Here is a 26,114-nt window from a genome sequence, read left to right as displayed (position 1 = left end):
GAGCTGTCAGATGCAGGAGTCGTTGGCCATCGTGGGTATGGCGTGCAGGGTTCCGGGGGCAGCCGATTACCGCTCACTGTGGTCCAACATCGAGGCCGGTGCGACGGCCATGGTGGAGGTCGGGGAGGAGGACCGCCGACGCGAGGGGGTCCGTCTCGACCCGGCGGTCCGCAACAGCTACGTGCCCGTGGTGGCGCCGCTGGACGGATACGACCGGTTCGACAGCGCCGCCTTCGGTCTCAGCGCCGGTGAGGCAGCCGGGATCAACCTCAACCACCGCGTCATGATGGAGGTCGTACTCGAAGCGCTCGAGGACGCCGGCTGTGACCCCTTGCGGTATCCCGAGGACATCGGGCTGTTCGCCGCCGGAGGGGGCGCCTCGCCCATCTCGGTCATGCAGCGCGTCGGGGACCCCAGGTACGGAGACGTCTCGCGGCCGCTCAAGCTGTCGGAAGCGATCAACTGGACAGCGCTCCTCGACAACGACTTCCTGGCCACCCGGATCTCCTATCCGCTGAACCTGCGCGGGCCGAGTCTGACCGTCCAGAGTGCGTGTTCCAGCTCCCTCGTCGCCCTGCACCTCGCGAGTCAGAGCGTGCTCCGCGGCGAGTCCGACATGGCCGTGGCCGGCGGAGTGAACGTCGAGCTCCCGCACCGGGTGGGCTACTACCACCAGGAGGGGAGCGTCTGGTCCGTCGACGGCTACTGCCGACCGTTCGACGCCGCCGCCACCGGCACCATCACCGCGAGCGGCGCGGGCGCGGTGGTGCTCAAGCGCCTGGACCGGGCGCTCGCCGACGGTGACGCCATCCACGCCGTCATCCGCGGCAGTGCGATCAACAACGACGGCAACCAGAAGGTCGGCTTCACCGCGCCGAGTGTGAGCCAGCAGAGTCGGGTCATCAGCGCGGCGCTGACCGCCGCGGGGGTGGACAAGCGCGACCTGGGCTACCTGGAAGCGCACGGCACCGCCACCGCGATCGGAGATGTCGTCGAATGGGCGGCCATCGAACGCGCCCTGGGCGCGGAAGGGGTGCGGTGCGCCATCGGGGCGACCAAGGCGAACCTCGGCCATCTCGGCGCCGCCGCGGGCATCGTGGGCCTCATCAAGGCGGCACTGGTCGTCGCCCACGGCCGGATCCCCCCGGTCGCCAACTTCGCGGAGCTCAATCCGCGGATCAAACCGGCGAGCGACCGGCTTTTCGTTCCCGACACGTGTGGCGAGTGGGAGGACAAAGGGAAGCCGCGGCGGGCCGGAGTGAGCTCGATGGGCATCGGCGGAACCAACGCGCATGTCGTGCTCGAGCAGGCGCCGGTCGCCGAGACTGCCGACGAGCCGGGCGATTACGTCGGTGTCCTGCCGGTGACCGCCGCCTCCCGGCGCAGCGTCGAGGACACCGCCGACCGGGTGGAGGAGTTCGCCAAGGAGAATCCGCGGCGTCTGCGGAGCCTCGCCCACACGATGAGGACGGGTCGGCGCGTCCTCCCCCACCGCGAGGCGATCGTCGTCGCCAGGCGGAACGACCAGGTCACCACGTGGCGGACCGGCAGCCGACTGCCCAGGCGGAGCCACGAGAGCGCGCTCGTCTTCCCTGGCCAGGGAAGGCCGGCGGGCGATCTGACGGCGGCCGAAGCCACGATCGACGGATTCGCCGACCTGCTCTCCGATGCGCTTCAGTGCCTGTCGGCCGAGGACAGGCCGCTGGTGCGAGGGCTCCTCACGGGGGCCGCCGAGTCCCCGCCCGAACCACGGCTCACCGAGCTCGCGATGCTCGTGCAGTCCGTGACAATCGCACGGTCACTGCTCGCCGACGGCCTGCGCCCCGGATCCCTGTGCGGCTTCAGCCTTGGCGAGGTCGCCGCCGGCGTGGTCGCCGACGTGGTCGACCTGGCCGACGCGGCCGCGATTCTGACGGAGCGTGCCCGGATACTGAAGGACGCCCCCGCGGGCGGGATGATCCGCGTCCGGCTCCCCGAGGTGTCCGTCACCCCGTACCTCGGCGCCGACGTGTCACTGGCGATCGTGCCCGGCGGCAGGGACTGCATGATCAGCGGCGCGCAGAGCGCCGTCGACGCGCTGGCCACCCGGCTGCGCGGCGAGGGCATCGCCAGCGTCCCTGTCCCCGTCGTGTATCCGTACCACAGCGAGGTCCTGAAGGACGCCGTCGCGGAGTACACGACGGCCTGGTCCCAGGTCGGCCTGCGGCCGCCGGGTCTCCGGCTGATATCGCCGACGACGGGCGACCTGCTGGACGAGGATACGGCCCGCGACCCCGCGTTCTGGGCGAGCCACCTGGTCAGGACGGTCCGCTTCGGCGCCGCCGTGAACACGCTCCGCGCGAACGGCACCGACCTCGTCCATGTCCTGGACTCCGAAGCCGGTATCACACCGTTCGTCAGAGAGGTGTTCGGCACGGACGTGGTGGCCATGACCACCGGCAGGCAGGCGGGCTACGACGCGTACTCCCGGGCCCGGCTGCTGGCGTCCGCGTGGTCGGCCGACCGGGACCAGGCCGCACCGGCAACGGATGGGACCGGCCGAGAGAGCGGCTCGGGCGCCACCACCACGCTCGTCCACGCTCCCACCTACGCGTTCGACCGGAGCGTTCAGAAGGAGCAGCCCTCCATGCAGAAGGAAGCAGAGCCGACCCCCGATCCGGTGCCGGCGCCGACTCCGGCGTTCGAGGAGGCTCCCGCACCGGCGCCGACCCCGGCGCCCGCCGACGGGACATGGATCGCGACCGGGGTCCGGCAGATCGTCGCGAAGCTCGTGGGGTGCGCACCGCACGAGGTGGACGTGAGCGCCTCCTTCATCGAGCTGGGCTATGACTCGTTCCTGCTTATCCAGCTCGCGGACGCCCTGTCGGCGGAGTTCGGGACCGACATCGACGTACGCATGCTGTTCTCCGAGCTGGACTCGTGCGTCGGCATGAGCGAGCACCTCAAGCGCGCCGTCCCGGCCGCCGTCCCGTCGGCGCCCGTCGGCGCCGCTGAGCCGGAGCCGCTCCCGATCCCCGAGCCCGCCCCGATCGCCGAACCCACCCCGATCCCCGAGCCCGCCCCGATCGCCGTCCCGTCAGCCCGCCCGGTCCCCGAGCGGCCCGCCGAGGGCGCGGAGCTGTTCGCGGCGGAGGTCGAGTGGGCCAGGCGGACCACGCTGTCGAAACGCGTCACCGAGGAGGACAGGTTCGCGCTGGCGGACCAGCGGAACCTGATCGCCTCGCGCAAGGGACGCCGTGAGGTGAGCTACCCGGTGGTCGGGGTCCGTGGGCAGGGCGCCCGCTTCACCGATGTCGACGGCCAGGAGTTCCTCGACTTCTGCATGGGCTTCGGCGTCGTCCTGCTGGGCCATGCGGCGGAGCCGCTCGCCGCGGCCCTGAGCGACTTCACCCCCTCCGACCTGCTGATCGGCCCGCAGTCGTCCACGGCGGGCGATGTCGCCCGCGGCATCGCGTCGATGACCGGAGTCGACCGGGTCGCCTTCACCTCCTCGGGGACCGAGGCGGTGATGGGCGCCGTGCGCGCCGCGCGCGCCAGGACCGGAAGGACGGTCGTGGCACAGTTCGCCGGCTCGTTCCACGGCACGTTCGACGGCGTGCTGGTCGCGCCCCGGGCGGGCGGCGAACGGGGTGAGACGACCCCTCTCGGCCGGGGCACGCCCGCCTCGATGGTCCAGGACGTCATCATCCTGCCGTACGACGACTCCGCGATCCCCGTCCTCGAGTCCTACGGCGACCGACTGGCGGCGGTGCTGGTCGAGCCGGTCCAGAGCCGACGCCCGGGGCATCAGCCCGTCGAGCTGCTGCACCGTCTGCGCGCGCTCACCAGCGCCCACGGCGCCGCCCTGATCTTCGACGAGATCATCACCGGCTTCCGCTGCCACCCCGGCGGCGCGGCCGCGCACTTCGGTGTCCGCCCCGACCTGGTGACCTACGGGAAGGTGATCGCCGGAGGGATGCCCATCGGGGTCATCGCGGGCGACGCCGAATTCATGGCCCCCATCGACGGCGGGCGTTGGCGGGAGGGCGATGTCGGCTTCCCGCAGCGGCCGAGCATGGTGTTCGCCGGAACGTTCAGCAAGCACCCGCTGACCATGGCGGTGGCGCAGCGGATGATCTGGCATCTCAAGAGGGAATCGCCCCGGCTGCAGAACTCGCTGACGGACCGGACCGCCGACGTGGCCAGGAGGATCAACGCCCACGCCGCCGCCCACGGGTACCCCCTCGAGGTCGAGTACTTCTCCTCGCTGTTCCGCATCGGCGTCGACGCCTCCCCACTGGCCGAGGACATGTTCTTCCTTGGCCTCCTCACCCGAGGCATCTATGTGTGGGAGGGGCGCACCTGCTTCCTGAGCGCCGCGCACACCGAGGCGGACTGCACGCGCCTGGTGGAGGCGGTGGCCGAGGCCGCGGCCGAAGTCGCCTCGCAGGGCCTGTGGGAGAAGCCACGCACGCCGCGCGCACCGGCACCCGTGCACCGGCCGTCGCCACCGGCCGTCGTCGGCGAGGCCCCGCTGACCGACGGCCAGAAGCTGCTGTGGCTGGCCGCCGAGCTGGGCGGCGAGCTCGGTCAGTCGTATCAGATGTCCGAGGCGCTTCGTATCGAGGGCGTCCTGGATGTGGAGAGGCTGCGGCACGCGGTCGAGCGGGTCGCGGAGCGGCACGAGGTGATGAGGATCGGACTGGACGAGAACGGGGAGTCCCAGACGAGCGTCGCCCACGCCGTTCCGAAACTGACCGTCAGCACCCTGAGCGACGCGTCACCTGGCGACGTGGAGGCGCTGCTGCGCCGGTTCGCCCTCAGGGAGGTGGACACGTCGGCGCCCTCGTTGTTCCGGTTCCACCTCGTGCAGACCGACGATGCCGCGCTCCTTCAGGCCACCGCGCCGCACGCGGTGGTCGACGGCTGGTCGTTCGAGGTCCTGTGGTCGGAGCTGTCCGCCTGCTACCTGGGCGGTGCGGCGGGTGACGCCCTGCCCGAACCGGCCGGGTTCCTCGACTACGCGCGGTGGAAGCGCGGCGACGAGGACGCACGGTTCGCGGCGAACGAGACCCGGTGGCGGGAACGACTCGACGCGGTATGGGAATCGGCCAGCCTGATCGAGGGCGGGGGGCCCTGGAAGCCCGTCACGCGCGTGGAACCCCTGCCTCGGGAAAGCCTCTCGGGCCTGCGCGAGGTGTCGCGGTCCAGCGGATCCACCAGGCACACCGCTGCCCTGGTGGCGCTCGCGGTGGCGTCGTCGCTGCTCACCGGCGCCGAGCAGGTCTTCGTGATGGCCCACAGGACCGGGCAGCCTCGCCGCACGAACAAGCCGCTCATGGGCTTCTCCGTCGACCTGCTGCCGGTGATCGTCGACCTCCCCGACGACAGCACCGTGATCGACGTGGCCAGAGCCGTCCAGGGGCAGATCCTGGACAGCTCGGAGCACACCTCAGGGCTGTACCGCCTCTTCCAGCACAAGCGGTATCGCCGACTGCCGAGCGGGCTCATCGCGTTCAACTACGAGGTTCTGGGCTCGGGGGCGATGTTCGGCGCCCCCGCCGCGTCGGTGGTGCTGCCGCGCGAGACCATGCCGTGGCCCGCGATCGTGACCATCGAGGAACATGACGACAAGGTCGAGATGATCAGCGAGATCTCCGAAGCCAGCGACCTCGCACCGCTGAAGTCCCGGCTGGCGGAGCGAGTCAGGCACGTCCTCTCCTCTCAGGGCGCGACGCTCGGGGAGCTGCGTCGGCCGTGAGCCTGCCCGGTCGGCCCGGTCGGCCCGGCCCGTTCCCCCGTCGTCGGAATCAGCGCCCGCTCCCGGAACATGACAGGTAGGTCATGGAATCTCTCATTCAACTCCTGGGCTCTCGGGTGTCCGCGACCCCCGAGGCGACCGCCCTGATCTGCGACGGTGTACGGCTGAGCTATGCCGATCTTGACCGGGCCGTCGACCTTGCCGCCGGTCGTCTCGCCGCGGCCGGAGTGCGCCCGGGCGACCTGACCGGAGTGATGGTCGAACGAGACGCGCTGACCATCGTCTGGCTGCTCGCGATCCTCAGGCAGGGCGCCGCCTACGTACCGCTCGACCCCGACTATCCGTCGGAGCGGACCCGGTTCATCGCCGAGGACGCGCGGCTCTCCTGCGTCGTCGGGGCGCGCGCCACCGCCGAGCGGCTCGGGCTCTCGGGCCATCGCCTCATCGACCCGGCGACACCGGCGGCGGATCCCGTGTCCACCGTCGGCCGCGTGGCAGCGCCAGCGCCGTCCCCGGACAGCCCGGCCTATGTCATCTACACCAGCGGCTCGACGGGCAGGCCCAAGGGATGTGTGATCACGCACGGCAACGTGCTCGCGCTGTTGGAAGGAGCCCTGCCGCTCTTCGCGTTCACGGCCGACGACCGGTGGGCGATCCTCCACTCCCTGTGCTTCGACTTCTCGGTCTGGGAGCTCTGGGGCGCGCTGGCGACCGGCGCGACCGCGGTCGTCGTACCGCGGCACACCGCCATGCTCTCCACCGATCTCATCGACTTCCTGCGGGAGCAGCGGATCACCGTCCTGAACCAGGTGCCTTCGGTCTTCCGGTACACCGCGCAGGCCCACGCCGAGAGCGGTGGTCCTGAACTCTCGCTGCGCTATGTCATCTTCGGCGGCGAGAGCGTGGACCTCGACGTCGTCAGGGACTTCGTCGCCGAGGCCGGACCGCGCGGCCCGCGGATGGTCAACATGTACGGAATCACCGAGAACACGGTGCACTCGACGTTCAAGGTGCTCGACGCCGAGACGCTTCGGTCGGGCTCCGTCGCCTCGCCCATCGGGCGTCCGCTCCCGCATGTGGGCGCCCATGTGCTCACCCCCGAGCGGACGCCGGTGGCGGAGGGCGCGGCGGGCGAGCTGTGGCTGTCCGGTGCGAGCGTGTCCGTCGGCTATCTGCACCGTAATGACCTCACCAAGGAGCGGTTCGCCGAGCTCCCCGTGGGACCGGGTGCCACGCCGGTCCGCTGCTATCGCACGGGGGACCTGGTGCGGCGGCTGCCCGGCGGTGAGCTGGCCTACCTGGGCCGTGACGACGACCAGGTCAAGATCCGCGGCTTCCGGATCGAGCTGCGCGAGATCGAGACCGTCCTCGGCTCGCACCCCGGCGTGTTCAGCGCCGCAGTGTGCGTGTTGGACACCGCCCTGGGACCGGCGCTCGCCGCGTGCCTGGTGGCGGTGGACCCCTCTTCCGACCCCGACGCGCTCAGCCGGTCGGTCAAGGAGCTGCTGGCGGCCTCGTTCCCCGCCTATATGGTGCCTCGGACGTATCGGACCGTCGAACGGCTGCCCCTGACCCCCTCGGGAAAGCTCGACCGGGCCGCCGTGGCGGCGCTGTTCTCCCGGCGGAAGGCGGGACGGCAGGCAGGCTCCACGCGCGGCGGCACCACGGGGGCCGGATGACCGGGGACGCTCAATCGGACGGGGAACGGTGACGCAGCCGGATCGTCAGGATGACAGATGCGATCTCGCGCACTCCTCGTTCGACAAGATCCCGCATGTAGGAAGCTCTTTCCCCTGGATGCGACACGAGCAGTGTGTGTTCGGGAAATTTCCGTGAGTGTATGAAGTCGGCACCGACCGAGAAGGGGGAATTCGCATTCTCCTGGATCTCCATGTCGAATCTGTCCGGGTTCTCGATGGACCGCAGAAGCACATGCCCAAGGCTTCGATCCTCCGCCCCGACCTCGCAGTTCAGCCACACCTGGGCATGCCCCGCACGGGACAGTATTCCTTCGAGACCACGGCCTATGAAGTCGAACGCGACCGAAGGGTCGGGCGAATTGAACACAATGTGATCATAAAGCCTGTCCGCGCGGAAGGATTCCCAGGAGCTCACTTCATATCGACCGGAGAGTCCATTCATGGCCGCGTTCACCTGGGCGAACTCCACCGCCCTTTGATCCACATCGAATCCCGCCACACACTCGTAGTCGGACGCGAATACGACCGACTGGCAGCCGCTCCCACACCCCACATCGAGAAATGACCGCGCAGCGGCGGGCTTCTTCAGACCGGAGAGCAACTCGACGGATGAGGCATGGGGAGGCATGCAGCCACTACTGCCATCATGAACGGTAAAACGGCCTGGCGCGTTCTCAAACAATTTATCCGAGATAAAGTAGTTCGACTTGAGTTCGACGAGTGCCACCGTGGCGCGCACCAGCGGCTCATCACCTGCGATACCTGCGACCTGTTCAACGAGGCCCAGATGCCAAAGCAGTGCTGCCAACTCCGGGTCGATACGGTCAAGATCCACCGCAGGCACATGGCCGCAGAACAAGAACAGTCGCGCGATGACGGCGACAGGGGACTCACTCCGCTTCAGGGCGCCCATGTAGAACAGCGAATACCGGCCGACATTGGCGAGCACCGCCTCCGCGGGTTCCCGCACTTCAAGCACATTCCGGACCGCTTCAGTCGTGTAACCGTGCCTGCGGAGGAGGGTACCGAGCTTCCGCCACAGAAGGCCGCGCTCCCCCTCAACGTTGAGGTTCACCATTTCTCTCCCCGCTCTCGTTCATGCCGGTACGAAACAAGGGTCAGGCCAACTGGTCGGCTTCCCCGAGAGGCTGGCTGGGCTCAGTGGGCCTCGATGATGCGACGTGCCGCCTCAAGACCCTGTCGGACGGCCTGGTCCATGTTGATATAGCTGTAGGTCGCGAGGCGCCCCGCGGCCACGAGCGGATTCCTCGCGTAGGCGGCGAGCTTCGCCTCGTAGGAGGCTTGAAGTGCCCTGTTGATCCCGGCACTGTCGGGAACCGGGTAGTGCTTCGCCGACGCGCCGGGGTACTCGCGCATGACGACGGTCCCGGGAGTCGTGTGGAGCTTCTCCAGCGCCCACTTGGTCTCGATCGTCCTGGTCCATGGGACGGCCAGGTCGGGTTCGTTCATCACCATGGACGACTGGAAGAGGCTGACGTCCGGCATGAACTGGCTTTCAAGACGGACTCCCCGCCATTCCAGTGGCCCCAGTTCGCCGCTGAAGAAGTCGTCGAGCGCCGAGGTGATCACGACAGGCTCACCCGGCCGCGTCAGCTCGGCCAGGTCGGCGCAGGTGACCGGCGTACCGAGATGAATTTCCGCGGGTTCGACGAGAGCTTCCACCAGGTCGGCATAGCCGCGCTCCGGCCACCCTTGATAGGGGTCCCGAAACAGACCTCGGTAGCCGTCGTCACGGAGCTCGACCCGGCCCACCGCGACGGAAGCCGAGAGCTCATCGGGGGCTCGCCCCCACTGCTTCAGCGTGTAGTTGCGAACGCATAGGCCGTAGAGGGTGTCTCCCATGAGCGACCGGCAATAGGTCTCGAAATTGGTCGCGTCGGGCTCGGGCGGAAGCGAAGAGAGCTCCCGCTCCACCTCGGGCCACTCCTCGAGTTGAGGCAGTTCGCTCCTCTGGAGCGGCCAGCTCAGCTGATGGGAGCGCAGCCGCGTGGTGACGCGGTGTCGATAGGGAACGAAGTCGGTGAATTCGTTGACGAGTTGCCATATCTCGCTGTCAAACGTATGGAAGATATGCGCCCCGTGCGGCTCGTACGGTATCCCCCTGATCCACTCGGTCCGCACATGCCCGCCGACCACATCGGCCTGTTCGTGGACACGAACGTGGAAGCCCTGCCGCGCCAGCACCGACGCGGCCGTGGCACCGGTGAGACCGGCGCCGACAACGACACAGCTGTGGGGTGCCCTCACTCCGACTCTCCCGTCTCATGGGGGTGCCGCGCGCCTCATGACGCGCAGCACCGGTGACCGTGGCTCCGCGAGAGCTTACGCCGGAGGGCGGCGCCTGGCCTCGCCCGAGCCGTCGCGAACCCACAACCATGCGGGATAAACAGGGCAAATCACCGAGCCAATCAGCAGTTACCCCCCACGGGTTGGGCGAAGCGGACAATGCGATGGTAGCCTCTTCTCAACGCATTCGGCATCACATTCGGCGACCGCTGTTCGGACACCCAATATCCATACCCAGGCTGTTCGGAATCCGATCGGCAGGCCCTGATCAATCTCCGGTCGATATCAACAGCGAGAGCCGCAAACTTCGTTCGCCGTACCGGACGAACGTCCGAATGCCTGCGCGAGCCTGAGGGAGCCGTCGTCAATGCCTGACCAAGTCACGAGCCTGCATGTGTCGCGACCTTCGCGACAGGCGCCTCCGAAGGAGGATCGGCGCGCGTTTGTGACCTTCCTCATGTTCAACGACAGTTACCTTCCAGGATGCCTGATGGCCGCGTACGGGCTCAAGCGTCAAGGCAGCCGCTCGGACCGTGTCTGCCTGGTCACCAAGGATGTCTCGGATCGCGCACGTCATGCCCTTCTGACTCTCTATGACAAGGTCCTCCCCGTGGAGGAGATCCCCATCCCCGGCTACCAGGAGTCGCCCTCCTCGGCCTCCCAGCGGACCGGATCGGCGCGAGTGCAGGGCGCCGCACTGACCCGCTTCGCCTCTCTGCGTCTCGGGCCTGACGGAGATTTCGGATGCTCGTACGAGAAGGTCGTCAACATTGACGCCGACCTCCTTCCACTACGTGACTTCGAGCGACTCTGGGACATTCCCGCACCCGCCGGAATCATCAACGAGCGCCGAGCCCATATGGCGGACATCGATGAACGGGGGCAACTGGTCGAGCGGCCTGACGCGCTCACGACCGGCACATGGGTGTGGCACGACGTGTACGGGGACATCTGCCCACCTGGCGCGCCGATCCCGCGGGAGATCACCGACCGGGTGGCCGTGGATTTCGAAAACTATGGTGTCAATGCGTCGTTGCTGATGGTCGAGCCGTCGATGTCGACCTACCACAGGTTCATGGACTGGGTCGGCCAAGGTGAGATCCGAGACCTTGTGCGGAATCGCTGGTCGTGGACCGACCAGCAAGCGGCAACATTGTTCTGGTCCGGCCAGTGGACAAGCCTGGATCCGAGGTACTCGATTTTCTACGGCTACCCGACGATAGATGTGGCCTGCGGGCTGCACTACGCGGGGATCAAGCCATGGTCGTGGCGAAAGAAGGGTTTCGCGCGCCGGCTCGATCGCTTTCCCGACTATGCCCTCTGGGGTCGGCGATTCCTCGAAATGCTCGACGAGCTGCCCCGGCTACGGGATATCGGAGGGCTCAAGCGGCTCGAGCGAGAGCTCGCCCAGCACTGCCCCCGGTGAGTCCGACGCCGTGAGCGCACGGCCGGCGCGTCGGTGACGCGGGGCCTGGGCCGAAGGCGGGCGGCTGGTCATACCAGGCACCGCACTCGGTGACGGTTCCACAACTACCGCCGGAGAACTGGAAGTTCATGATCCAGAGGGCTTGACAATAGCTCATGTCGCTGCCAGTCTCTCCCAAAGGTTCGCTACACGAGCGAGAAATTCTCCAGGATTGCAATGTCGCAAAAGGCAGATTCGATACGCCCGCGCTATGTGGTTTCCGGGATTGACGACGGATCGAACGGGTCCGCTGGGCTCGGGATCGCGCGCAGCATTCGCCTGTTCGAGCCTGATGCCTTGATCGTCGGAGTTGGCTATGCGGTAGTGCCAAGTGCTCTGCACTCGGAAATTCTCGATGAGATGCACTGCCTTCCGGACTGGGACGAGGTGCACCTCGATACCTGGGTCGCCCAGCTGAAGGATCTGGCAAGCGACTCCTTTCTGATCCCGGGTCTCGCGCTCGAAGCCCGGCTTCTCGCACGGGAGCTGCCACCGAGCGCGCACCTGCTCACCCCCGACGAGCACTGCGTCTCGCGTCTCAAAAGACCCGCGGAGCGGCTCTCGCGCCTGCTGGACATACCACTGCCTCCGTCGCTCGACGCGCACTCGGTCAACGAAGTCTCGAGGTTCTTGCGGCGATGCGAGCACGGGGCCTGGGTCAGGGGCGAGCTCGGCGGGTCCCAGTGGGTCGACAGGACACCGGCCGCGCTCCGTGCGGGAGCGCGGATCGAGGCATCGTGGGGTACCCGCTGGTACATGGAAGAGCACATTCCCGGTCAGGCGTGTTCCATCGCGTTCGCCGCCCTCGACGGGGAGCTCGTCGACGCCGTGTTCATGTCGACCACGGAGGTCGCGAGCGGAGGGACGACATGGTCGGGCGCGGTGACCGAGCTCTCAGGTGCCCTTCGCGACCGGCTGCGAACGAGCCTCTCCGAGCTGGGCTGGAACGGCGGCGGCGAAGTCGAGCTGATCCGGACAGGGAGCGGTGAGCTGCGCCTGATCGCGGTCAAGCCGACGCTGCCGTCCTGGATCTACGGAGCAGCCGCCGCGGGCCTCAACGTCGTCGGGTCGCTCATCTCCGGATCCCCAGCCCGTACGGAGTCCCCTTCGAGCGCGGCTTTCACACGGCTCGTCGTCGAGTCCACAACGCCATCGGTGGAGGCCGGTCGGTCTCAGCGGGCGGGCGGCTCGTCGCCGACCGGGGGCCGAGACCGCTCGGCGACGGTACCGGCGTTCATCAAGCCCCGCTCCGTCACCGAAGAGCCAGAGGTCGACCACCCCCGGGACGATCAGGCCACGGAGCGACTCATCGAGCTGCTCGAGAAGGGCTCGCACGAAACGGGCGGCGGCAGTGGCTCGTTCGCCGTCGACACGAGTGACTTCGAACGCCGGGTCGCGCGGATGCGTGAGACGCTCGGACCGCACACGGTGATCGGCTACAGCGTCAAGACCTTTCCCCACCCGGGACTGATGACGATCGCCGCGGCCTCTGGCCTCGTGGCCGAGGCCACGTCGCAGCACGAGCTCGACGCCGCGGTGCGTGCGGGGTTCGAGCGGCGGGACGCGATCCTGAACGGGCCCGCCAAGTGGTGGCCCACCCCCACGGCGGCCGTGTGCGGTGTCGCGTTCGCCGACTCGCTCGACGAGTTGCGGATGCTCGGCGACGTCGGCCACCGGCCCTTTCAGCTCAAGCTGAAGACGGTCGGTGTGCGGCTCCATCCGAGCTTCGAGAGCCGGTTCGGCGTCGAGATGGACACCGCGGACGCGATCGACCAGGTGGCTCATCAGCTCAGCCGGACGGCGACCCTGCTGGACGCGACGTGGGGCATTCACTTCCACCATGCCGAGGCCATCATCGGAAGTGCCGTGTGGCGCCGCGAAGTCGAGCGGCTCGCACGGATCACGCGGGTGCTGACCGACACGATCGGATCGCCGCCCGCGGTGGTCGACGTCGGTGGCGGCTGGCACGCCGAGGACTTCGAGGACTACTGCTCGTCGGTGGCACAGGCGCGTCAGCTCTTCCCGTCCATCCGCGACGGGGCGACGAGGCTTGTCACCGAGCCGGGCCGGGTGCTGACGCAGTATGCGGGCATCCGCTTCGCGACCGTGCTCGCTCGGCGTACCGACGCGTCGGAGTGCGATGTCGTGGTCGACATCGGTGACCCGGAGATGTCTCAAGCGATGACGTTCGATCGCCCGGTGGCCGTGCTCCTCGGCGACCGGTGGACTCCCCTGCGCCGGGGAAGGTCGCGCGTGTTGGGCCGCACCTGCATGGAGAGCGACGTGCTCCTTTCGAACGTCGACACGACTGATCTGCGGATCGGCACAAAGATCGCGATCGGCTCGTGCGGGGCGTACGACTACTCGATGAGCTATGAGTTCGGACGGGGATCGGCCCATGGATGAGCCCCGATGACCGGTCGCATGGTGCCCGACTCGCAGCGCCGGGTGAGCTTCTCGCAGGACCTCGCACGTCTCGATCCGGCGACCGACGTGGAGCGGGACGCGGTGCGCGCCCTGTTGGCGTCGATCCGGGCGGGTGCCGACGAGGACGGGATCCACGCGGCGAAGCTGCGCCTCAGGGACGCGCTGCTCCTCTCGACGTGGCAATCGCCGGTGAGGGGAAGCCGCCACGGGAGCGGGACGTTGCAGGGGCCCTCGTACCCCTCGCACTACGAACGTGAGACGCTCGACCCGGACCTTCTCGAGCGCCTGTTGTCGAATGACACGCGGGAGGCGTTGCTTTTCAGGAGCGTCGGCTGTGCCCGCGAGGCCCACCGCTACGCTGCCGACTACATCGCCGCGAAGCAGCCGGCGAGACGAGATCGGCTGCCGATTCCCGAGATCGAGTCCCTCCGCGTACTCGATCAGGAGTTGGGCGTGCTGTGGCTCCCGGCCACCGGGGCGGATGTCCTTCGGCATCTCGCCATCGACGCCCGCAAGCTCGGCGGTGCTCCGACGCTCATCCAGCTGACCTCCGGCTACCTCGATCTCGAACAGCTGCCGACCGATTCGTCATGGTGTGTGGGCCAAGCGCCATCCGGCACCACCCCCGCGGACGTCCGGCCGGTCCGGCTCCGATCCGCCCAGGCGGCGTCCCACGGTCGCCACAGCGTCGTCGAGGAATGCGAGCGTGCGCTGGCGGAGGCCCACCGCCCGTTCCTGGCCGGCATCGAACGAGTCGACTGCATCGTCACGTCGAGCGGCATGTCCGCGCTCGGTTCGATTCTGCGGCAGGCGGAATTATCAGGCTCATCGGTGCTGGCCGGGCACAGCTGTTACCCCGAGAACGGCAAGCTGCTCAAGTATGTCTCGCACCGATGCGATGTCCGGCGCATCGAGGAGGAGCATCCACTGAACGGGGTCTTCCCCGGAGCGGCTCCCGACGCGCCTTCGGCAGTGGTGTTGCTGTTGGAGCCGGTTTCGAACAACGCCTCGACCGCCTATGTCTCGGAGTTCACCGACTGGGCGCCGAGCAAGGCCCGCGACCTCGCGGTGTGTGATGTGCCGTCAACGATCCGCGAGCTCGGGAAGGAACGCGGAAGTGGTGGGGGCCTCGTGGCTGTTGACGCGAGCGTCCCCGGTCCAGGGCCCTGGCTGCGACGGGTCGCCGAATCGGCCAAGGAGTCCGGCGTGCAGGTCGTGGTCTGGTCGAGCCTTCAGAAGCACTTCATGGTCGGCGAGGACTGGGCCCCCGGTGGATACCTGCTCACCGTCGTACCGGACCGATGCGACCCGCTGTTCTCGTCCACTCAGCTGCGCCGCACGGTGGACCTCGCCGGCGCGTACGAGCCCGCGCTGAGGCTCGTCGCTCGGTCCGCCGACGGCGCCGCGGCTCGCGCCGAACGGTTGGGGCAGGCCGCGGCCTGGATCGCGACGGAGCTGGGCAGACCAGCGTTGGAGGTCATTCACCCGGCGAGAACCGATCACCCGGACCATCACGCCTGGGTCTCGCTCGGTCGCCCCGCGGTGCCCTTCGTACTGCTCAGGCTCGGCCCCGAGCGGGCGGAACGCGTCCGCAACGTCCTGCGCGCCGGTTCGCCGGATCTCCCCGAGATCGTTCAGCGGGGCAGCTTCGGCTTCTCGGAACCAACCGTCACCGACATCTTTCCTGAGCAACCCGACGAGATCATGCGGGTCTCACCAGGGGACCCCGAGCTGGTACCCCCGGCCTCGGTGCTTCGCGCCCTGCGAGCGGCGCTCGCCGCCGCCGGAAGCGAGACCGATCCCTTGTAGGGGACACCCGGGCGAGGACGCCGCCGCGCGGTGCCACACGCCCGGCGTACCGCACGGGTGGCGGCTCATGTCCCGCTCGACCACAGTCGGGCGTAGGTGCCTTCCCGGTCGATCAGCTCCTCGTGGGATCCGATCTCGACAATGCGCCCGTTCTCCACGACCGCGATGCGATCGGCGTCGCGGGCCGTGTGGAGCCGGTGTGCGATCGAGATCACGGTCCGCCCTTCCAGTACGGCCGCGAACGACTGCTCGAGCTCTCGAGCGGAGCTCGGATCCATCTGGGACGTCGCCTCGTCGAGGATCAGGACACTCGGGTCCGCCAGGATCAGCCGGGCCAGCGCGAGTTGCTGGACCTGCGCATCCGTCAGGTCCTCCCCGCCGACGCCCACCGTGGTGTCCAGCTTCTCGGGGAGGGCGTCCACCCATCCGTGCGCGCCGACGGCTTCGAGAGCGCCGAGGAGTGCGGCGTCGTCGGCCCCGTCCCGGCCGTCCCGCGTGGCGTGCGAGGCGGCCAGCTCGAGGTTCTGCCGAAGTGTGCCCCCGAAGACGTACTGGTCCTGGCTGACCAGTACGACGTGCTCGCGCAGCTCGTGGTGCGGCAGCTCCCGCAGGGGGACGCCGCCGAGCGTGACGTCGCCACCGTGCGGTGGATAGGTCCCGGACAGCAACCGGGCGAGCGTCGACTTGCCGCTTCCTGTCGGTCCGACGACGGCGATCCGCTCGCCGGGGCGCACGGTGAGCTCGACTCCGTGCAGGACCTCGGGCCCGTCGTCGTAGGCGAACCTGAGATCGCGGGCGGCGAGTTCCGCGGAGGTGATCGCGCCGTGCCCGGCGGGCTTCTTCACGGGGTGGGAACCGTCCTGCTCGGACCGGTCCGCCACGCCGAGCAGCCGGGCCAGCGACGCGCCGGCTTGCTGGAGTGTCCCCACCCAGTCGAGCAACGTCTCGAGCGGGAACATCATCTGGAGGATGTACACCGTCGCCGCGGTCACCTGGGCCAGGCTGACCCAGCCCTCGGTGTAGGCGTATCCGCCGAGGAGCAGGGCGACGGCCAACGGCAGGGTGTAGAGGAACTCCTCCGTGGAGTACAGGACGGTACGCAGGTACAAGGTGTATCTCATCGCCTCATACCCCGCCTCCGTGTCACGCTCCGCGCGGCGGACGCGGTGGGACTCCAGGCCATAGGACTCGACCGTGGCCGAGCCCTGGATGGTCGCGTCCAGTCCTTCGGTGATGCCGGAGGAGGCCGCGGCCTCGCGCAGGAAGCCGGCGCGTGCCCGGGCCAGGTACCACCGGAACCCCGCCATCAGCGGCGGCAGGATGATCAGCATGGCGAGCGACAGCAACGGCGACACCAACACGAGGGCGATGAAGCCGAGGACGATCCACACCAGCGCCTCGATGACCTGAGGCACCGCGAGCTGCATGGTGCGTCGCAGCATCTCCGAGTCCTGCGAGGCACGCGTCACCAGATCGCCGTCGTCGGACCGCTCGACGGAGGACAGCGGCAACTCGAGCACGTCGTCGACGAACTTCTCGCGGATCTCACCCTGCACCGTGGCGGCGAGTCGGCCCGCCGCCCGGAAGGCGAGGCGGGTCAAGATCACCTGGAGCAGGATGAATCCGGTCAGCACGGCCACGACGACCGTCACATGGCCCGAGGTCGTACCGTCTCGCACGTCCTCGACCAGGGCGCCGAGGAGCCGGGGGCCGACCAGGCCGCTGCTCACGGCGATGCCGTACAGGGCCAGCACACCGGCCAGTTCTTTGCGGTGACGCCGCGCCGTCCGCCCGAGAAAACGTCGGACGAACCTCGCATCGGCGACCGGGAGAGTACGAGCCTTCATTTCCTCACTCGCGGAACCTCGTCACGCCCCACCGACGTCCGGTAGGCGGAGTGACGTGCCAGTATGTCGTCGTGCGTCCCCGTGGCGACCACGCGGCCCTCCTCCACATACGCCACGCGGTGCGCTTGTCGGAGCAGGAGCGGACTGAGGGTGAACACGACCGTGCTCCGCCCGGCCGCGTGCGTCGCGTGGAACGCGGCGAGGTTCCCCGCGATGCGGTGCTCGGTGTACGCGTCGACCGCGTTGGTCGGCTCCACGAGCACGGTGAAGTCGGCGTCCGCCAGCAGTGCCCTGGCGAGGCGCAGGCGTTGCAGCTGGCCGCCCGAGAAGGTTCTGCCACGTCCCGTCATCCGGCTGTCGAGGCCGTCGGGAAGGGCGTCGACGATATCCGTCGCCGACGCGATCCGCAGGGCGGCACTGATGGCAGCCGTGTCGATCGTGCCGGATGGCGCGAGCTCCTCCCGTAGCGTCCCGGCGAAGAACCGGTCGCTGTTCAGGCCCAGCAGGATCCGTGACCGCACCACCGAGACCGGCAGCGACGCCAACGGCTCGCCGCCCAGCGTGGGTTCGCCGGAATCCTCGAAGCGGGCCAGTCGCCGGGCGAGCTCGGCGGCGTCCGAGGGGTCGGCGCAGGCGACCGCCATAAACGTCGACGGTGGCACGGACAGCCCCGAAGCGCTGTCGCCCAGAAGGGCCTCGCCCCGGGTCCACGGCACGGTACCGGCCGTCTCGTTAGGCGAACTCCCGGTCCGCGGCCGGACGTTCAGCAGCCGCGTCACCCGGCGGGCGGCCACCATCCCCCGAGTCACCTGGCTCATGCCCTCCATGAAGTCGGTGAGCGGCAAGGTGAGGAAGGTCGCGAAGCCGTAGAACGCGACGACCTCGCCGATCGTCAGGCGCTGGTCGAGCGCGAACTGGGCCGCCGAGTAGGTGACGACCACGGTGACCAGACCCGGCACGAGGACCCGCGCCGCCTCGAAGTCCGCCTCGGCGCGCGCCACTCCGACATCCGCCTCCCGCAGCCGTGCCGAGTCCGAGCGGAAGCGCGCGGCGAACTGCCGCTCGCCACCCACTCCCTTGAGAACCCGCAGTCCCGAGGCGATGTCGATCGCGCGTCCCGCCAGCCGCCCCTGCAACGACCGGTACTCGTCCTGGTTCCTGTGCAGGGGACGCAGCAGCAGACCGGTGAGTCCGCTGAGCACGGGGACGACCACGAGGACCAGGAGTCCGAGCGGGACCGAGATGATGAGCATCATCACGGTGACAGCCGTGATGGCCGCCACGGAACCCATGATCCGACCGGCGTAGAGCAGGCCGATCCCGATCGCGACGCCGTCCGACGTGCTGGTCGCGATCAGGTCGTCGGCGTCCCTCCGACGCGGGAGCGACGCGCCGAGCCGCGTGACATGCCGCGTCACCATGCGCGTGGTGAGGGAGGCCGACACCGTGCGTGTGATAATCGAGTGCCGGTAGAACGCGATGCCGGTCGCTGCCCTGATAAGGCCGAGCAGTAGGACGGCCATCGACCACCGGACCACCTCGCCGCTGTCGTTCTCGGCGATTCCCCGGTCGATCGCGAGGCCGACCATGAGCGGGAGCAGGGCCTGGCTGGTCATCCACACCGTGGACATGGCCGCACCCCAGAGCGTGGCGGCCTTCTGCTTGCCGACGAGCGCGAGCAAGAACCTGGCCGCCGACCGGTGGTCAAGTCCTTCTGGCCCGAGCGCGGGAATCCGTTGCATGATCGAGAGATCGATCCCTTTCGGTAGCCGAGCCTCGCCCTCATGAGCATCTGCCGGACGGCGGCGGCCATCGTACGACCGGCTGTCGGGCCCGGCAAAGTCGTTGAGACCACTGACAGTTGTGGAACGTCCTCGGGTCTGGCGGATCGGGGGCCGCCGCTACGCCCCTCCGTCAGCCTGCGTCGGCGTACCGACAAGCTCGGTCAACGCGGCGGCGAGGTCGAACAGCACCGGATGCCGCTCGATCACCGCGGCGTCCACCTCGATGCCGTGGGCCTGTGCCAGACCTGTCGCGATCCGCCGGGCGATGTGTGCGTTCCCGCCGAGCGCGTAGAAGTTGCCGTCCGGCACCGCCGGTACGCCCAGATACCGCTCCCACAGCTTCGAGAGCGTCTCGAACACCACGCCGTCCCAGGCCCAGGTGTCCTCGGGGGACCGCAGGGCGCTGTGGTCGGTCTTGCCGCTACTGGTCATGGGGATCTCGGGGACCAGGTAGATCCGGGTGGGCACCATGTAGGCCGGGATCCGATCGGCAAGTCCGCGGCGCAACGACACGACATCGCAGTGGGGATCGGCGACGAACGCCGCGATGTACGGGCCCGCCACGCGATGCGTGTCCATCCGGACCGCGACGCGACCGTGGCCGAGCCGCTCGGCGAGTGCGGCCTCCACCTCGTCGAGCTCGACGCGGTTGCCGCGGATCTTCGCCTGGCGGTCCAGCCGCCCGGCGTGCACCAGCAGGCCGTCGGCCCTGCGTCGGACCACATCACCGGTGGCATAGCACGACCCGCCGTCCAGGAAGCGCTCCGCGGTCAGATCCGGCCGCCCCACGTAGCCGAGGGCGAGGCCGGGGCCGCCGATCAGGAGCTCGCCGACCTCCTCTCCACCGTCCGAGAGCGGCTGGATCCGCGTTGTCGCGCCGTTGACCGGCGATCCGATCGGCAGGTCAGGCTCCGGGTCGTCGGGGACCAGCGGAAGGCACGCGTGCGCGGTGGTGTAGATCGTGGCCTCGGTGGGCCCGTACAGGTTCCACACCTGCCGGACGTGCGCGACCTGGGCCACGAGCGAGCGCCGCAGCCGCTCCCCGGCGAGCATCAGGACGGTGTCCTTCGGCAGCGCCAGCCCGCTCCTGAGGAGATGCTCCAGGACCGTCGGCGTGGTCTGCACGAAGACGTCGCGCCCCGGCGCCTCGAGCGACGCTCCCAGCTGGTTCGCCAGGATCTGTAGCTCGGGGACGATGACCAGTTCGCCGCCGACCGACCACGGAGCGAAGATCTCGAACACCGAGATGTCGAAGGCGAAGGAGGACAGGGCGACGAACACCGAGTCCTGACCCATCCCGATCAGCGACGCCACCGACTCCACCAGTCCGCCTGCCGCGGCCGACCGGACCTCGACGCCCTTGGGCGTACCGGTCGATCCTGACGTGAAGATCACATAGGCGGCGCCCGGGTGCGGACGGGGGCGCGGGGAGGAGGGCGGGGCGCCCGGGGCCCGCAGCAGCTGGGGCGTCGTCAGGTCCAGGCGCGGCACGTCATCGGGCGTCTCGTGCGCGGTGTCGACCGCCACCACCGTCCGCGCCTCGGCGCCCCGCAGGACCGCCGCGCGCCGGGCGGCAGGCCAGCCGGGGTCGATCGGAACGTACGCGGCTCCGCTCCACAGGGCGGCCAGGATCGCCACCGGGCCGCCGGCCCGGCGCGCCGCCATGACCCCGACCCGGTGGCCCGGCTCGACCCCGGCGGCGGAGAGCCGGTCGGCCAGGTCCGCGGCCGCGGCGGCGGTCTCGGCGTAGGTCCACGAGCCGCCGCTGTCCCGGATCGCGACGCGATCCGGTGTGGCCTGTGCGGACTTCAGGAACATGGCTACGAGCCGATCGGGCTCACCGGGGTTCACCGCTGGCTCCTTCCGTGGCGAGCGTGCCGGGTGAGAAACGCGTCCATGCGGTCGAGGGCGAGCGGGAGCGAGGTGCGGCCCAGGCCGATGCGGAAGCGGTTGTCGGTGGTGTCGAAGACGCTGTCCGGCAGCAGCAGGACGCTTTCCTCACGCACGAGATCGCTCACGAACTCGTGCGCCGGGGTGGGGAGCGTCAGCTTCGGGAAGGCGACCATTCCGGCGCGCGGCGGCTCCCAGGCGAAGGCGTCAGGGTGCTTCCTGAAGAACGAGTCGGCGTGCCCCAGGTTGTCGAGGATGATCCGCTTGCTGCGTTCGACCAGCTGGTCCCGTGCCCTGAGGGCGATGAGGGAGAGGATCTCCGCGGGCGCCGAGGCGCAGACCGTCGTGTAGTCCTTGAGGGTACGGGCCGCGGCCGTCAGAGCTGTGTTGCGCGTGGCCATCCAGCCGACGCGCAGCCCTGCCAGGGCGTACGCCTTCGACATGACCCCCACGCTGACGGCGTTCTCGTCCAGGTCGGCCGCGGCGGGGAGCGTCGCTCCGGGCTCGAACTCCAGATGGCGATAGACCTCGTCGGAGACGACGGTGACTCCCGCTTCGGCGCCCAGGGCGACCAGGGCCTCGAACTCCGCACGGCTCGGCAGCGCTCCCGTCGGGTTGTGCGGGAAGTTGATGAACAGCGCACGGGTGGTGGGCCTGATGGCCCGGCGGACCGCGTCGAGGTCGAGCCGCCAGCCGTTCTCCGCGTCCAGCGGGACCGGGGTGAACTCGGCGCCGAGGGCCGGGACGATGCGGTGCAGGGGCTCGAAGGCAGGCCAGATGACGACGGCGTGGTCACCGGGGCCGATGAGGGCATGGCTGACGAGGAACAGCGCCTCGACCGCTCCGCCGCCGCAGACGGTGATGCCGTCGGCGTCGGTCTTCGTGTACTCGTCGGCGATCGCCTCGCGCAGCAGCGGGTGCCCTGTGGTCTCGGTGTAGCCGAGCTCGAGTCCCTCCCATAGGGCGAGGGTCTCGGGATCGGCGAGGTCGAGCACCTCGCGCAGGGTGAGGCCGTCCACGTCCGAGGCGCAGGCCACGTACTCGACGGCGAACTCCCACTCCCCGAAGAAGCTCTCGATCTTGCAGGTCTTGGGTATCACAGCGGGTACGGCTCCTTTTCCTCGGTGTGGCGAAGGTGTCGGATCACACCGACGTCGCGGCGGGTCGTGTGCTCGGCCGACACGCGTCGATGTCCACGGGGTTGCCCATCGCCACGACGATCTTCCGCTCTCCTCGGAACGCGTCACGTCCATGGGCGGCCAGGATGTTGTCGACGAGCAGCAGATCGCCCACCTCCCACTGCTCACGCACGGTGGCGTGCTCACGCACGGTGGCGGCCTCGTAGGCGGCCTGGATGGTCCGAAGGTCTTCCCTGGTCAGCGGTTCGCCATCGCCGAAGGCCGAGTTGAAGGGCAGTCCGTCAGGACCGAACTCGTCCAGGAGGGCTTCCCTGACCCGGTCGTCCAGGGCCCACTCGTTCCAGAAGGCCAGGTGGTTGAACCAGACCTCGGCCCCGGTGGACGGGTGCCGGATGACCCCGGGGCGCAGCTGGCGGGTGCGGAGGCAGGCTTCGTCGATGTCCTTCGGACCGTCGATCCTTGTCGTGGCGGGCCTTCCTGACGTCACCTGCCAGACCGGCGCGCCTGTTCGTCCCTCCGCGTAGGTGCTCATCGAACGTCCTCCCCTTTGCGCGTGACTGAGGCCGGGATGGTGCCAACTCGGCGGCGGGGCGGCCGGTTGCTCCCCGTCGTGGCGTGGTGTCCTCACCGGTGGCTGCCGAAGCGTCGGCGAGCGGGCGCCGCCTGACGTGTCGAACGGGGCGTCAGAGCCCGCCGCACGCCTGGCGGTCCACCTTGCCGTTGGCGTTGAGCGGCAGCGCGTCGAGCTGGACGAATCGGTCAGGGAGCATGTGTACGGGCAGGTGGGGGCGCAGTTGGTCGCGCAGGTCGGCGGGCGCGGTCACGGTGCCGCTGTAGACGGCGGTGAGTCGCGGCTCGCCACCCGGTCCCGGCGCGGCGACGACCACCACGTGGTCGACGCCTCCCCAGCGGCGGATCGCGGACTCCACGTCGCCCAGCTCAAGACGTCGGCCCATGATCTTGACCTGTTGGTCGAGTCGGCCGATGTGGACGAGCTCACCGTCCTCGACCGCCACTCGGTCGCCGGTCCGATACCACGCCCGCGCACCCGGCCCCGAGCCGGGGTTCGGTCCTGGGTCCGGTCCTGGCTCATGGAAACGCCCGTCGTTGTCCGCCGGATCGAGGTAGCCGTCGAATCGCTGCGGCCCGCGGACCTGTAGCTCGCCGGTGTCCGGATCGATCCGTTGGTCGAGATGCGGGTAGACGCGGCCGATCGGGACCGTGCCATTGGAGGACTTCGGCCACGCGGAGCGGTCGGCCGGGAGCCGGTAGGCCGTCACCGTGACGGAGAGCTCGGTGGGCCCGTACAGATTCTCCACCGTGCTCCCCGGCGCGGCCTCCGACCAGACCCGCGCCTGCTCAAGCGTCAACTGCTCGCCGGCGAAGAGGCTGCGGCGCAGGGTCGGCAGGCTGCCGGGGTCGAGGGAGCCGCTGTCGCGCACGAGCGAAACGATCGAGGGCACGGAGTACCAGTGGGTCAGGGCGTGGTCGTTGACGAAGCCGACCGGGTCGACCAACTCGCCACGTGAGGGCACCACCAGCGTCGCTCCGCCGCCCCAGGCGACGAACATGTCGAAGACCGAAGGGTCGAAGGTCAGGCCGAAGGTCTGGGACATCCGGCAGCCGGGCCCGACCTGGTATCGGTCCAGGTGGAAGCGGAGGAAGGCATCCAGGTTCCGGTGCCGGATCGGCACCCCCTTCGGGACACCGGTGGACCCCGAGGTGAAGAGGATGTACGCGACCGCGTCCGCGCTGAGCGCGTCGTCGAGCGGGGCACCCGGGACGGCCGGAGCGGCTCGCAGGGCGCCCCGCACGTCGTCCTCGGCCACTGCGATCACCGGCACTCCGGTGCCGTCCGCGAACGAGGTGTCCCTGCCTTCGTCGGCCAACACGATGTCGAGCCGGGCGAGCTCGAGGATCTGGCGGTTCCTGTCGGCCGGGTAGTCCTCACTCAGCGGGACCACGGTGCCGCCGGCGCGCAGCACGCCGAGGTAGCCGGCGTAGGCGACCACGCTGCCCGCGGCCAGCAACCCGACCCTGACCGGCCGCGTCCCGGCCGCCGTGGCCACCAGGGCCGCCACCTTCCGTGAGACGGCGTCCAGTTGTGCGTAGCTCAGCCGTTGCCCGGCGACGACCAGCGCGTCCTGGTCGGGGACGCGGCGGACGCTGTCGGTGAACCAAGAGTGCAGGGTCTTCACGGGCAAGGAATCGCCCTCCCTCCGCGGGGTTCCCCCGCAGCGTCCCGAGCGGCCAGCAGATGAAGAAGAGGCGGGTGGTGCAGGTGACGAGCATACAGACTCGCGAAGGGGAACGTACGGGTCTTTGAAATCGGGCATGGCTGCCATGAGTTGACGGTTCGCGTGCCGGATCGGACACGACGACCGCGAGTTGGCCGACCGACGCGGGCATCGTCGCACGGGCGGGCGACGCACGCGACCGACCGGCCAACCACAGCGCCTCACCGCCGGTCGCGGGGAAGGCGGAGAGCTGCTAGGCGTCGCCGAACGTGCCGCAGCGCCCATCGCGAACAGGTGCGAGGCGCTGGCCGTCCAGCCCGCGCCGTCCACGCACTCGTCTCCGCCCGGCACCTCGGGCAGCGCCGCTCCCGTTCCCCTCGCCGGAGACCGCCTCCCCGTCACCGCCGCGGGCCGAGAGCGCCAGGCTCCCGGTCACCGCGAGCGCCAGCGCGGCACCCCGGCGTACCGCGGCCTCGGCCGCGTCGTCAGTCATGAATGGTCCTCATCTCTCGGGCGCGCCTGCCGAACCCCCGAACGACGGTGGCGCGTTGCCTCAGCGAGAGCCCATGAGGCACCGGCGATTCTGAGCGGCCCTCACCGGGGCCCGTCAGCCCGCCTGGTACGGCTTCGCCTCGAGTACCTTCACGCGCGCGACGTTGCCGTTGGGAAGGGTGTACTCCGCGTCGTCGCCGACCTTCTTGCCGTTGACGCCACCGCCGAGCGGGGACTGCGGCGAGTAGGTCTCGATGTCGGACGTGGCGAACTCGCGGGAGGCGAGCAGGAACGTCATGGTGTCGTCCTCGTCGCCGTCGAACGCGATGGTGACCACCATGCCGGGGGCCACGACGCCGGTGTCGGCGGGGGCCTCGCCGACCTGCGCACTCTCCAGGAGCTGAGTGAGCTGGCGCACGCGCGCCTCCATCTTGCCCTGCTCCTCCTTGGCCGCGTGATACCCGGCGTTCTCCTTCAGGTCCCCTTCTTCGCGCGCCTGCTCGATCTTCTTCGCGATCTCGGTGCGGGCAGGACCCGACAGGTGATCCAGCTCGGCCTTGAGCTGGTCATACGCCTCCTGGGTCAGCCAGGTGACAGTGTCGCTGGTCTGCGTCACAGGTGCTCCTCGAAGTAGACGAGAGGGAATAAAAACAAGGCCCGACCCAGACATCCTCAAGTCTGGGCGGGCGATCGTCGATCGAAATATCGACTCTAACAATGCCTGTCGATGTCCGGAAGGATTACCCTCCGCTGCCGGGTCAAAACCCACCGGGTCTAGTTCGCGGCTTGTGCCGCCTCGGAACAGCCCATCAGCTCGGCCGAGGTGGCACGCTGCGTAGTGCGCAGCGTCACGGCGCGGTGCACGCTGTCGCCGTCCTCCTCGAACCTGAAGTCGCCCCTGCCCACCTCGAGGCCGTCGTCGGCCTGGGCGCGGACGGTGCACACGCCATCGGCGCCCGACGGCTTGCGCACCGCGACGTTGACCTGGATCTCCTCGTCCGAGACCACGTCGAAGCCGGTGAGCTGGCCCGTGACCTTCTGGTCGCCGATGTAGGAGAGCCCGGCCCACGCGACGAAGCCGAGCAGCACGGCCCCGAGCGCGAGGCCGATGACCGTCAGCCGCCGGTCGGTCCTGGCGTCGTCGGAGCCACGCCTGCCGTAGCGGCCCTCGGGAAGCCTCGCTCGCAGATCAGCCATGGCACTCGGTCCTCGTGGTGAGACGACGACCGGCGGAAATGCGGAACAGCCGCGCCGGTCCATCCGTCACTATAGAAGGC

Annotated in this window: 15 protein-coding genes; 5 read left to right on the top strand and 10 right to left on the bottom strand. The window is 69.2% G+C overall.

The window, feature by feature from the left end:
- The first annotated feature begins 10 nt into the window (after nt 1–10).
- Nucleotides 11–5,740 carry a type I polyketide synthase gene (locus DEH69_RS20820; protein ID WP_113688498.1) on the top strand — a complete coding sequence of 1,910 codons (5,730 nt, stop codon included), beginning with the start codon at nt 11–13 and terminating at the stop codon, nt 5,738–5,740.
- An 83-nt stretch (nt 5,741–5,823) separates the two neighbouring features.
- Entirely contained in the window at nt 5,824–7,419 is a 1,596-nt protein-coding gene (locus DEH69_RS20815) for an amino acid adenylation domain-containing protein (RefSeq protein WP_113688497.1), read from the top strand.
- A gap of 10 nt (nt 7,420–7,429) precedes the next feature.
- Here the strand turns inward: DEH69_RS20815 and DEH69_RS20810 are convergent, their stop codons facing one another.
- A complete protein-coding gene (locus tag DEH69_RS20810) occupies nt 7,430–8,518 on the bottom strand; it encodes a methyltransferase (protein ID WP_113688496.1) in 1,089 nt (362 codons plus the stop codon).
- 80 nt (nt 8,519–8,598) lie between these two features.
- Entirely contained in the window at nt 8,599–9,708 is a 1,110-nt protein-coding gene (locus DEH69_RS20805; protein ID WP_113688495.1) for a UDP-galactopyranose mutase, read from the bottom strand.
- A gap of 484 nt (nt 9,709–10,192) precedes the next feature.
- Between DEH69_RS20805 and DEH69_RS20800 the strand changes: the two genes are divergently transcribed.
- From DEH69_RS20800 to DEH69_RS20790, 3 genes are all read left to right on the top strand, one after another.
- Nucleotides 10,193–11,173 carry a glycosyltransferase gene (locus tag DEH69_RS20800; RefSeq protein ID WP_181727530.1) on the top strand — a complete coding sequence of 327 codons (981 nt, stop codon included), beginning with the start codon at nt 10,193–10,195 and terminating at the stop codon, nt 11,171–11,173.
- Between the two features lie 216 nt (nt 11,174–11,389).
- Nucleotides 11,390–13,618, top strand: coding sequence for a hypothetical protein (locus tag DEH69_RS20795; RefSeq protein WP_113688493.1), 2,229 nt, complete (start codon nt 11,390–11,392; stop codon nt 13,616–13,618).
- An 18-nt stretch (nt 13,619–13,636) separates the two neighbouring features.
- A complete protein-coding gene (locus DEH69_RS20790) occupies nt 13,637–15,448 on the top strand; it encodes a hypothetical protein (RefSeq protein ID WP_147255736.1) in 1,812 nt (603 codons plus the stop codon).
- Nucleotides 15,449–15,513: 65 nt separating this feature from the next.
- On the opposite strand, the gene DEH69_RS20785 is transcribed toward DEH69_RS20790, so the two are convergent.
- The 8 genes from DEH69_RS20785 to DEH69_RS20750 all read right to left on the bottom strand — a co-directional run bounded on the left by DEH69_RS20785 (nt 15,514) and on the right by DEH69_RS20750 (nt 26,034).
- Nucleotides 15,514–17,295, bottom strand: coding sequence for an ABC transporter ATP-binding protein (locus DEH69_RS20785; RefSeq protein WP_113688491.1), 1,782 nt, complete (start codon nt 17,293–17,295; stop codon nt 15,514–15,516).
- Entirely contained in the window at nt 17,292–19,037 is a 1,746-nt protein-coding gene (locus DEH69_RS20780; protein ID WP_113688490.1) for an ABC transporter ATP-binding protein, read from the bottom strand. Before DEH69_RS20780 ends, DEH69_RS20785 begins: the two co-directional genes overlap by 4 nt.
- Nucleotides 19,038–19,196: 159 nt before the next feature.
- A complete protein-coding gene (locus DEH69_RS20775) occupies nt 19,197–20,930 on the bottom strand; it encodes a non-ribosomal peptide synthetase (RefSeq protein WP_113688489.1) in 1,734 nt (577 codons plus the stop codon).
- A complete protein-coding gene (locus DEH69_RS20770) occupies nt 20,927–22,069 on the bottom strand; it encodes an aminotransferase class I/II-fold pyridoxal phosphate-dependent enzyme (RefSeq protein WP_220131318.1) in 1,143 nt (380 codons plus the stop codon). Before DEH69_RS20770 ends, DEH69_RS20775 begins: the two co-directional genes overlap by 4 nt.
- A 43-nt stretch (nt 22,070–22,112) precedes the next feature.
- Nucleotides 22,113–22,640: a TauD/TfdA family dioxygenase gene (locus DEH69_RS20765; protein WP_113688487.1), complete on the bottom strand. Its 528-nt coding sequence runs from the start codon at nt 22,638–22,640 to the stop codon at nt 22,113–22,115.
- Between the two features lie 151 nt (nt 22,641–22,791).
- Nucleotides 22,792–24,306 (bottom strand): AMP-binding protein, encoded by a 1,515-nt coding sequence (locus DEH69_RS20760; RefSeq protein ID WP_258534862.1) that lies wholly within the window; start codon nt 24,304–24,306, stop codon nt 22,792–22,794.
- Nucleotides 24,307–24,952: 646 nt separating this feature from the next.
- The gene (gene greA / locus DEH69_RS20755; protein WP_113688485.1) at nt 24,953–25,453 is read right to left on the bottom strand and encodes a transcription elongation factor GreA; all 501 of its coding nucleotides are present in this window, start codon (nt 25,451–25,453) and stop codon (nt 24,953–24,955) included.
- 158 nt (nt 25,454–25,611) lie between these two features.
- A complete protein-coding gene (locus DEH69_RS20750) occupies nt 25,612–26,034 on the bottom strand; it encodes a DUF4307 domain-containing protein (RefSeq protein ID WP_113688484.1) in 423 nt (140 codons plus the stop codon).
- Nucleotides 26,035–26,114 lie beyond the last annotated feature (80 nt).

Origin of the sequence: Streptomyces sp. PT12, from assembly GCF_003311645.1 — a bacterium.
Lineage (GTDB): Bacteria > Actinomycetota > Actinomycetes > Streptomycetales > Streptomycetaceae > Streptomyces.
Note: the sequence above shows the minus strand (reverse complement) of the source record. Positions and strands in the feature narration are given on the sequence as shown.

Excerpts from the sequence above, each read along its gene's own strand:
- DEH69_RS20820 (WP_113688498.1), top strand. The coding sequence starts at position 11 with ATGCAGGAGTCGTTGGCCATCGTGGGTATGGCGTGCAGGGTTCCGGGG.
- DEH69_RS20815 (WP_113688497.1), top strand. The coding sequence starts at position 5,824 with ATGGAATCTCTCATTCAACTCCTGGGCTCTCGGGTGTCCGCGACCCCC.
- DEH69_RS20810 (WP_113688496.1), bottom strand. The coding sequence starts at position 8,518 with ATGGTGAACCTCAACGTTGAGGGGGAGCGCGGCCTTCTGTGGCGGAAG.
- DEH69_RS20795 (WP_113688493.1), top strand. The coding sequence starts at position 11,390 with ATGTCGCAAAAGGCAGATTCGATACGCCCGCGCTATGTGGTTTCCGGG.
- DEH69_RS20790 (WP_147255736.1), top strand. The coding sequence starts at position 13,637 with ATGGTGCCCGACTCGCAGCGCCGGGTGAGCTTCTCGCAGGACCTCGCA.
- DEH69_RS20785 (WP_113688491.1), bottom strand. The coding sequence starts at position 17,295 with ATGAAGGCTCGTACTCTCCCGGTCGCCGATGCGAGGTTCGTCCGACGT.
- DEH69_RS20780 (WP_113688490.1), bottom strand. The coding sequence starts at position 19,037 with ATGCAACGGATTCCCGCGCTCGGGCCAGAAGGACTTGACCACCGGTCG.
- DEH69_RS20765 (WP_113688487.1), bottom strand. The coding sequence starts at position 22,640 with ATGAGCACCTACGCGGAGGGACGAACAGGCGCGCCGGTCTGGCAGGTG.
- DEH69_RS20750 (WP_113688484.1), bottom strand. The coding sequence starts at position 26,034 with ATGGCTGATCTGCGAGCGAGGCTTCCCGAGGGCCGCTACGGCAGGCGT.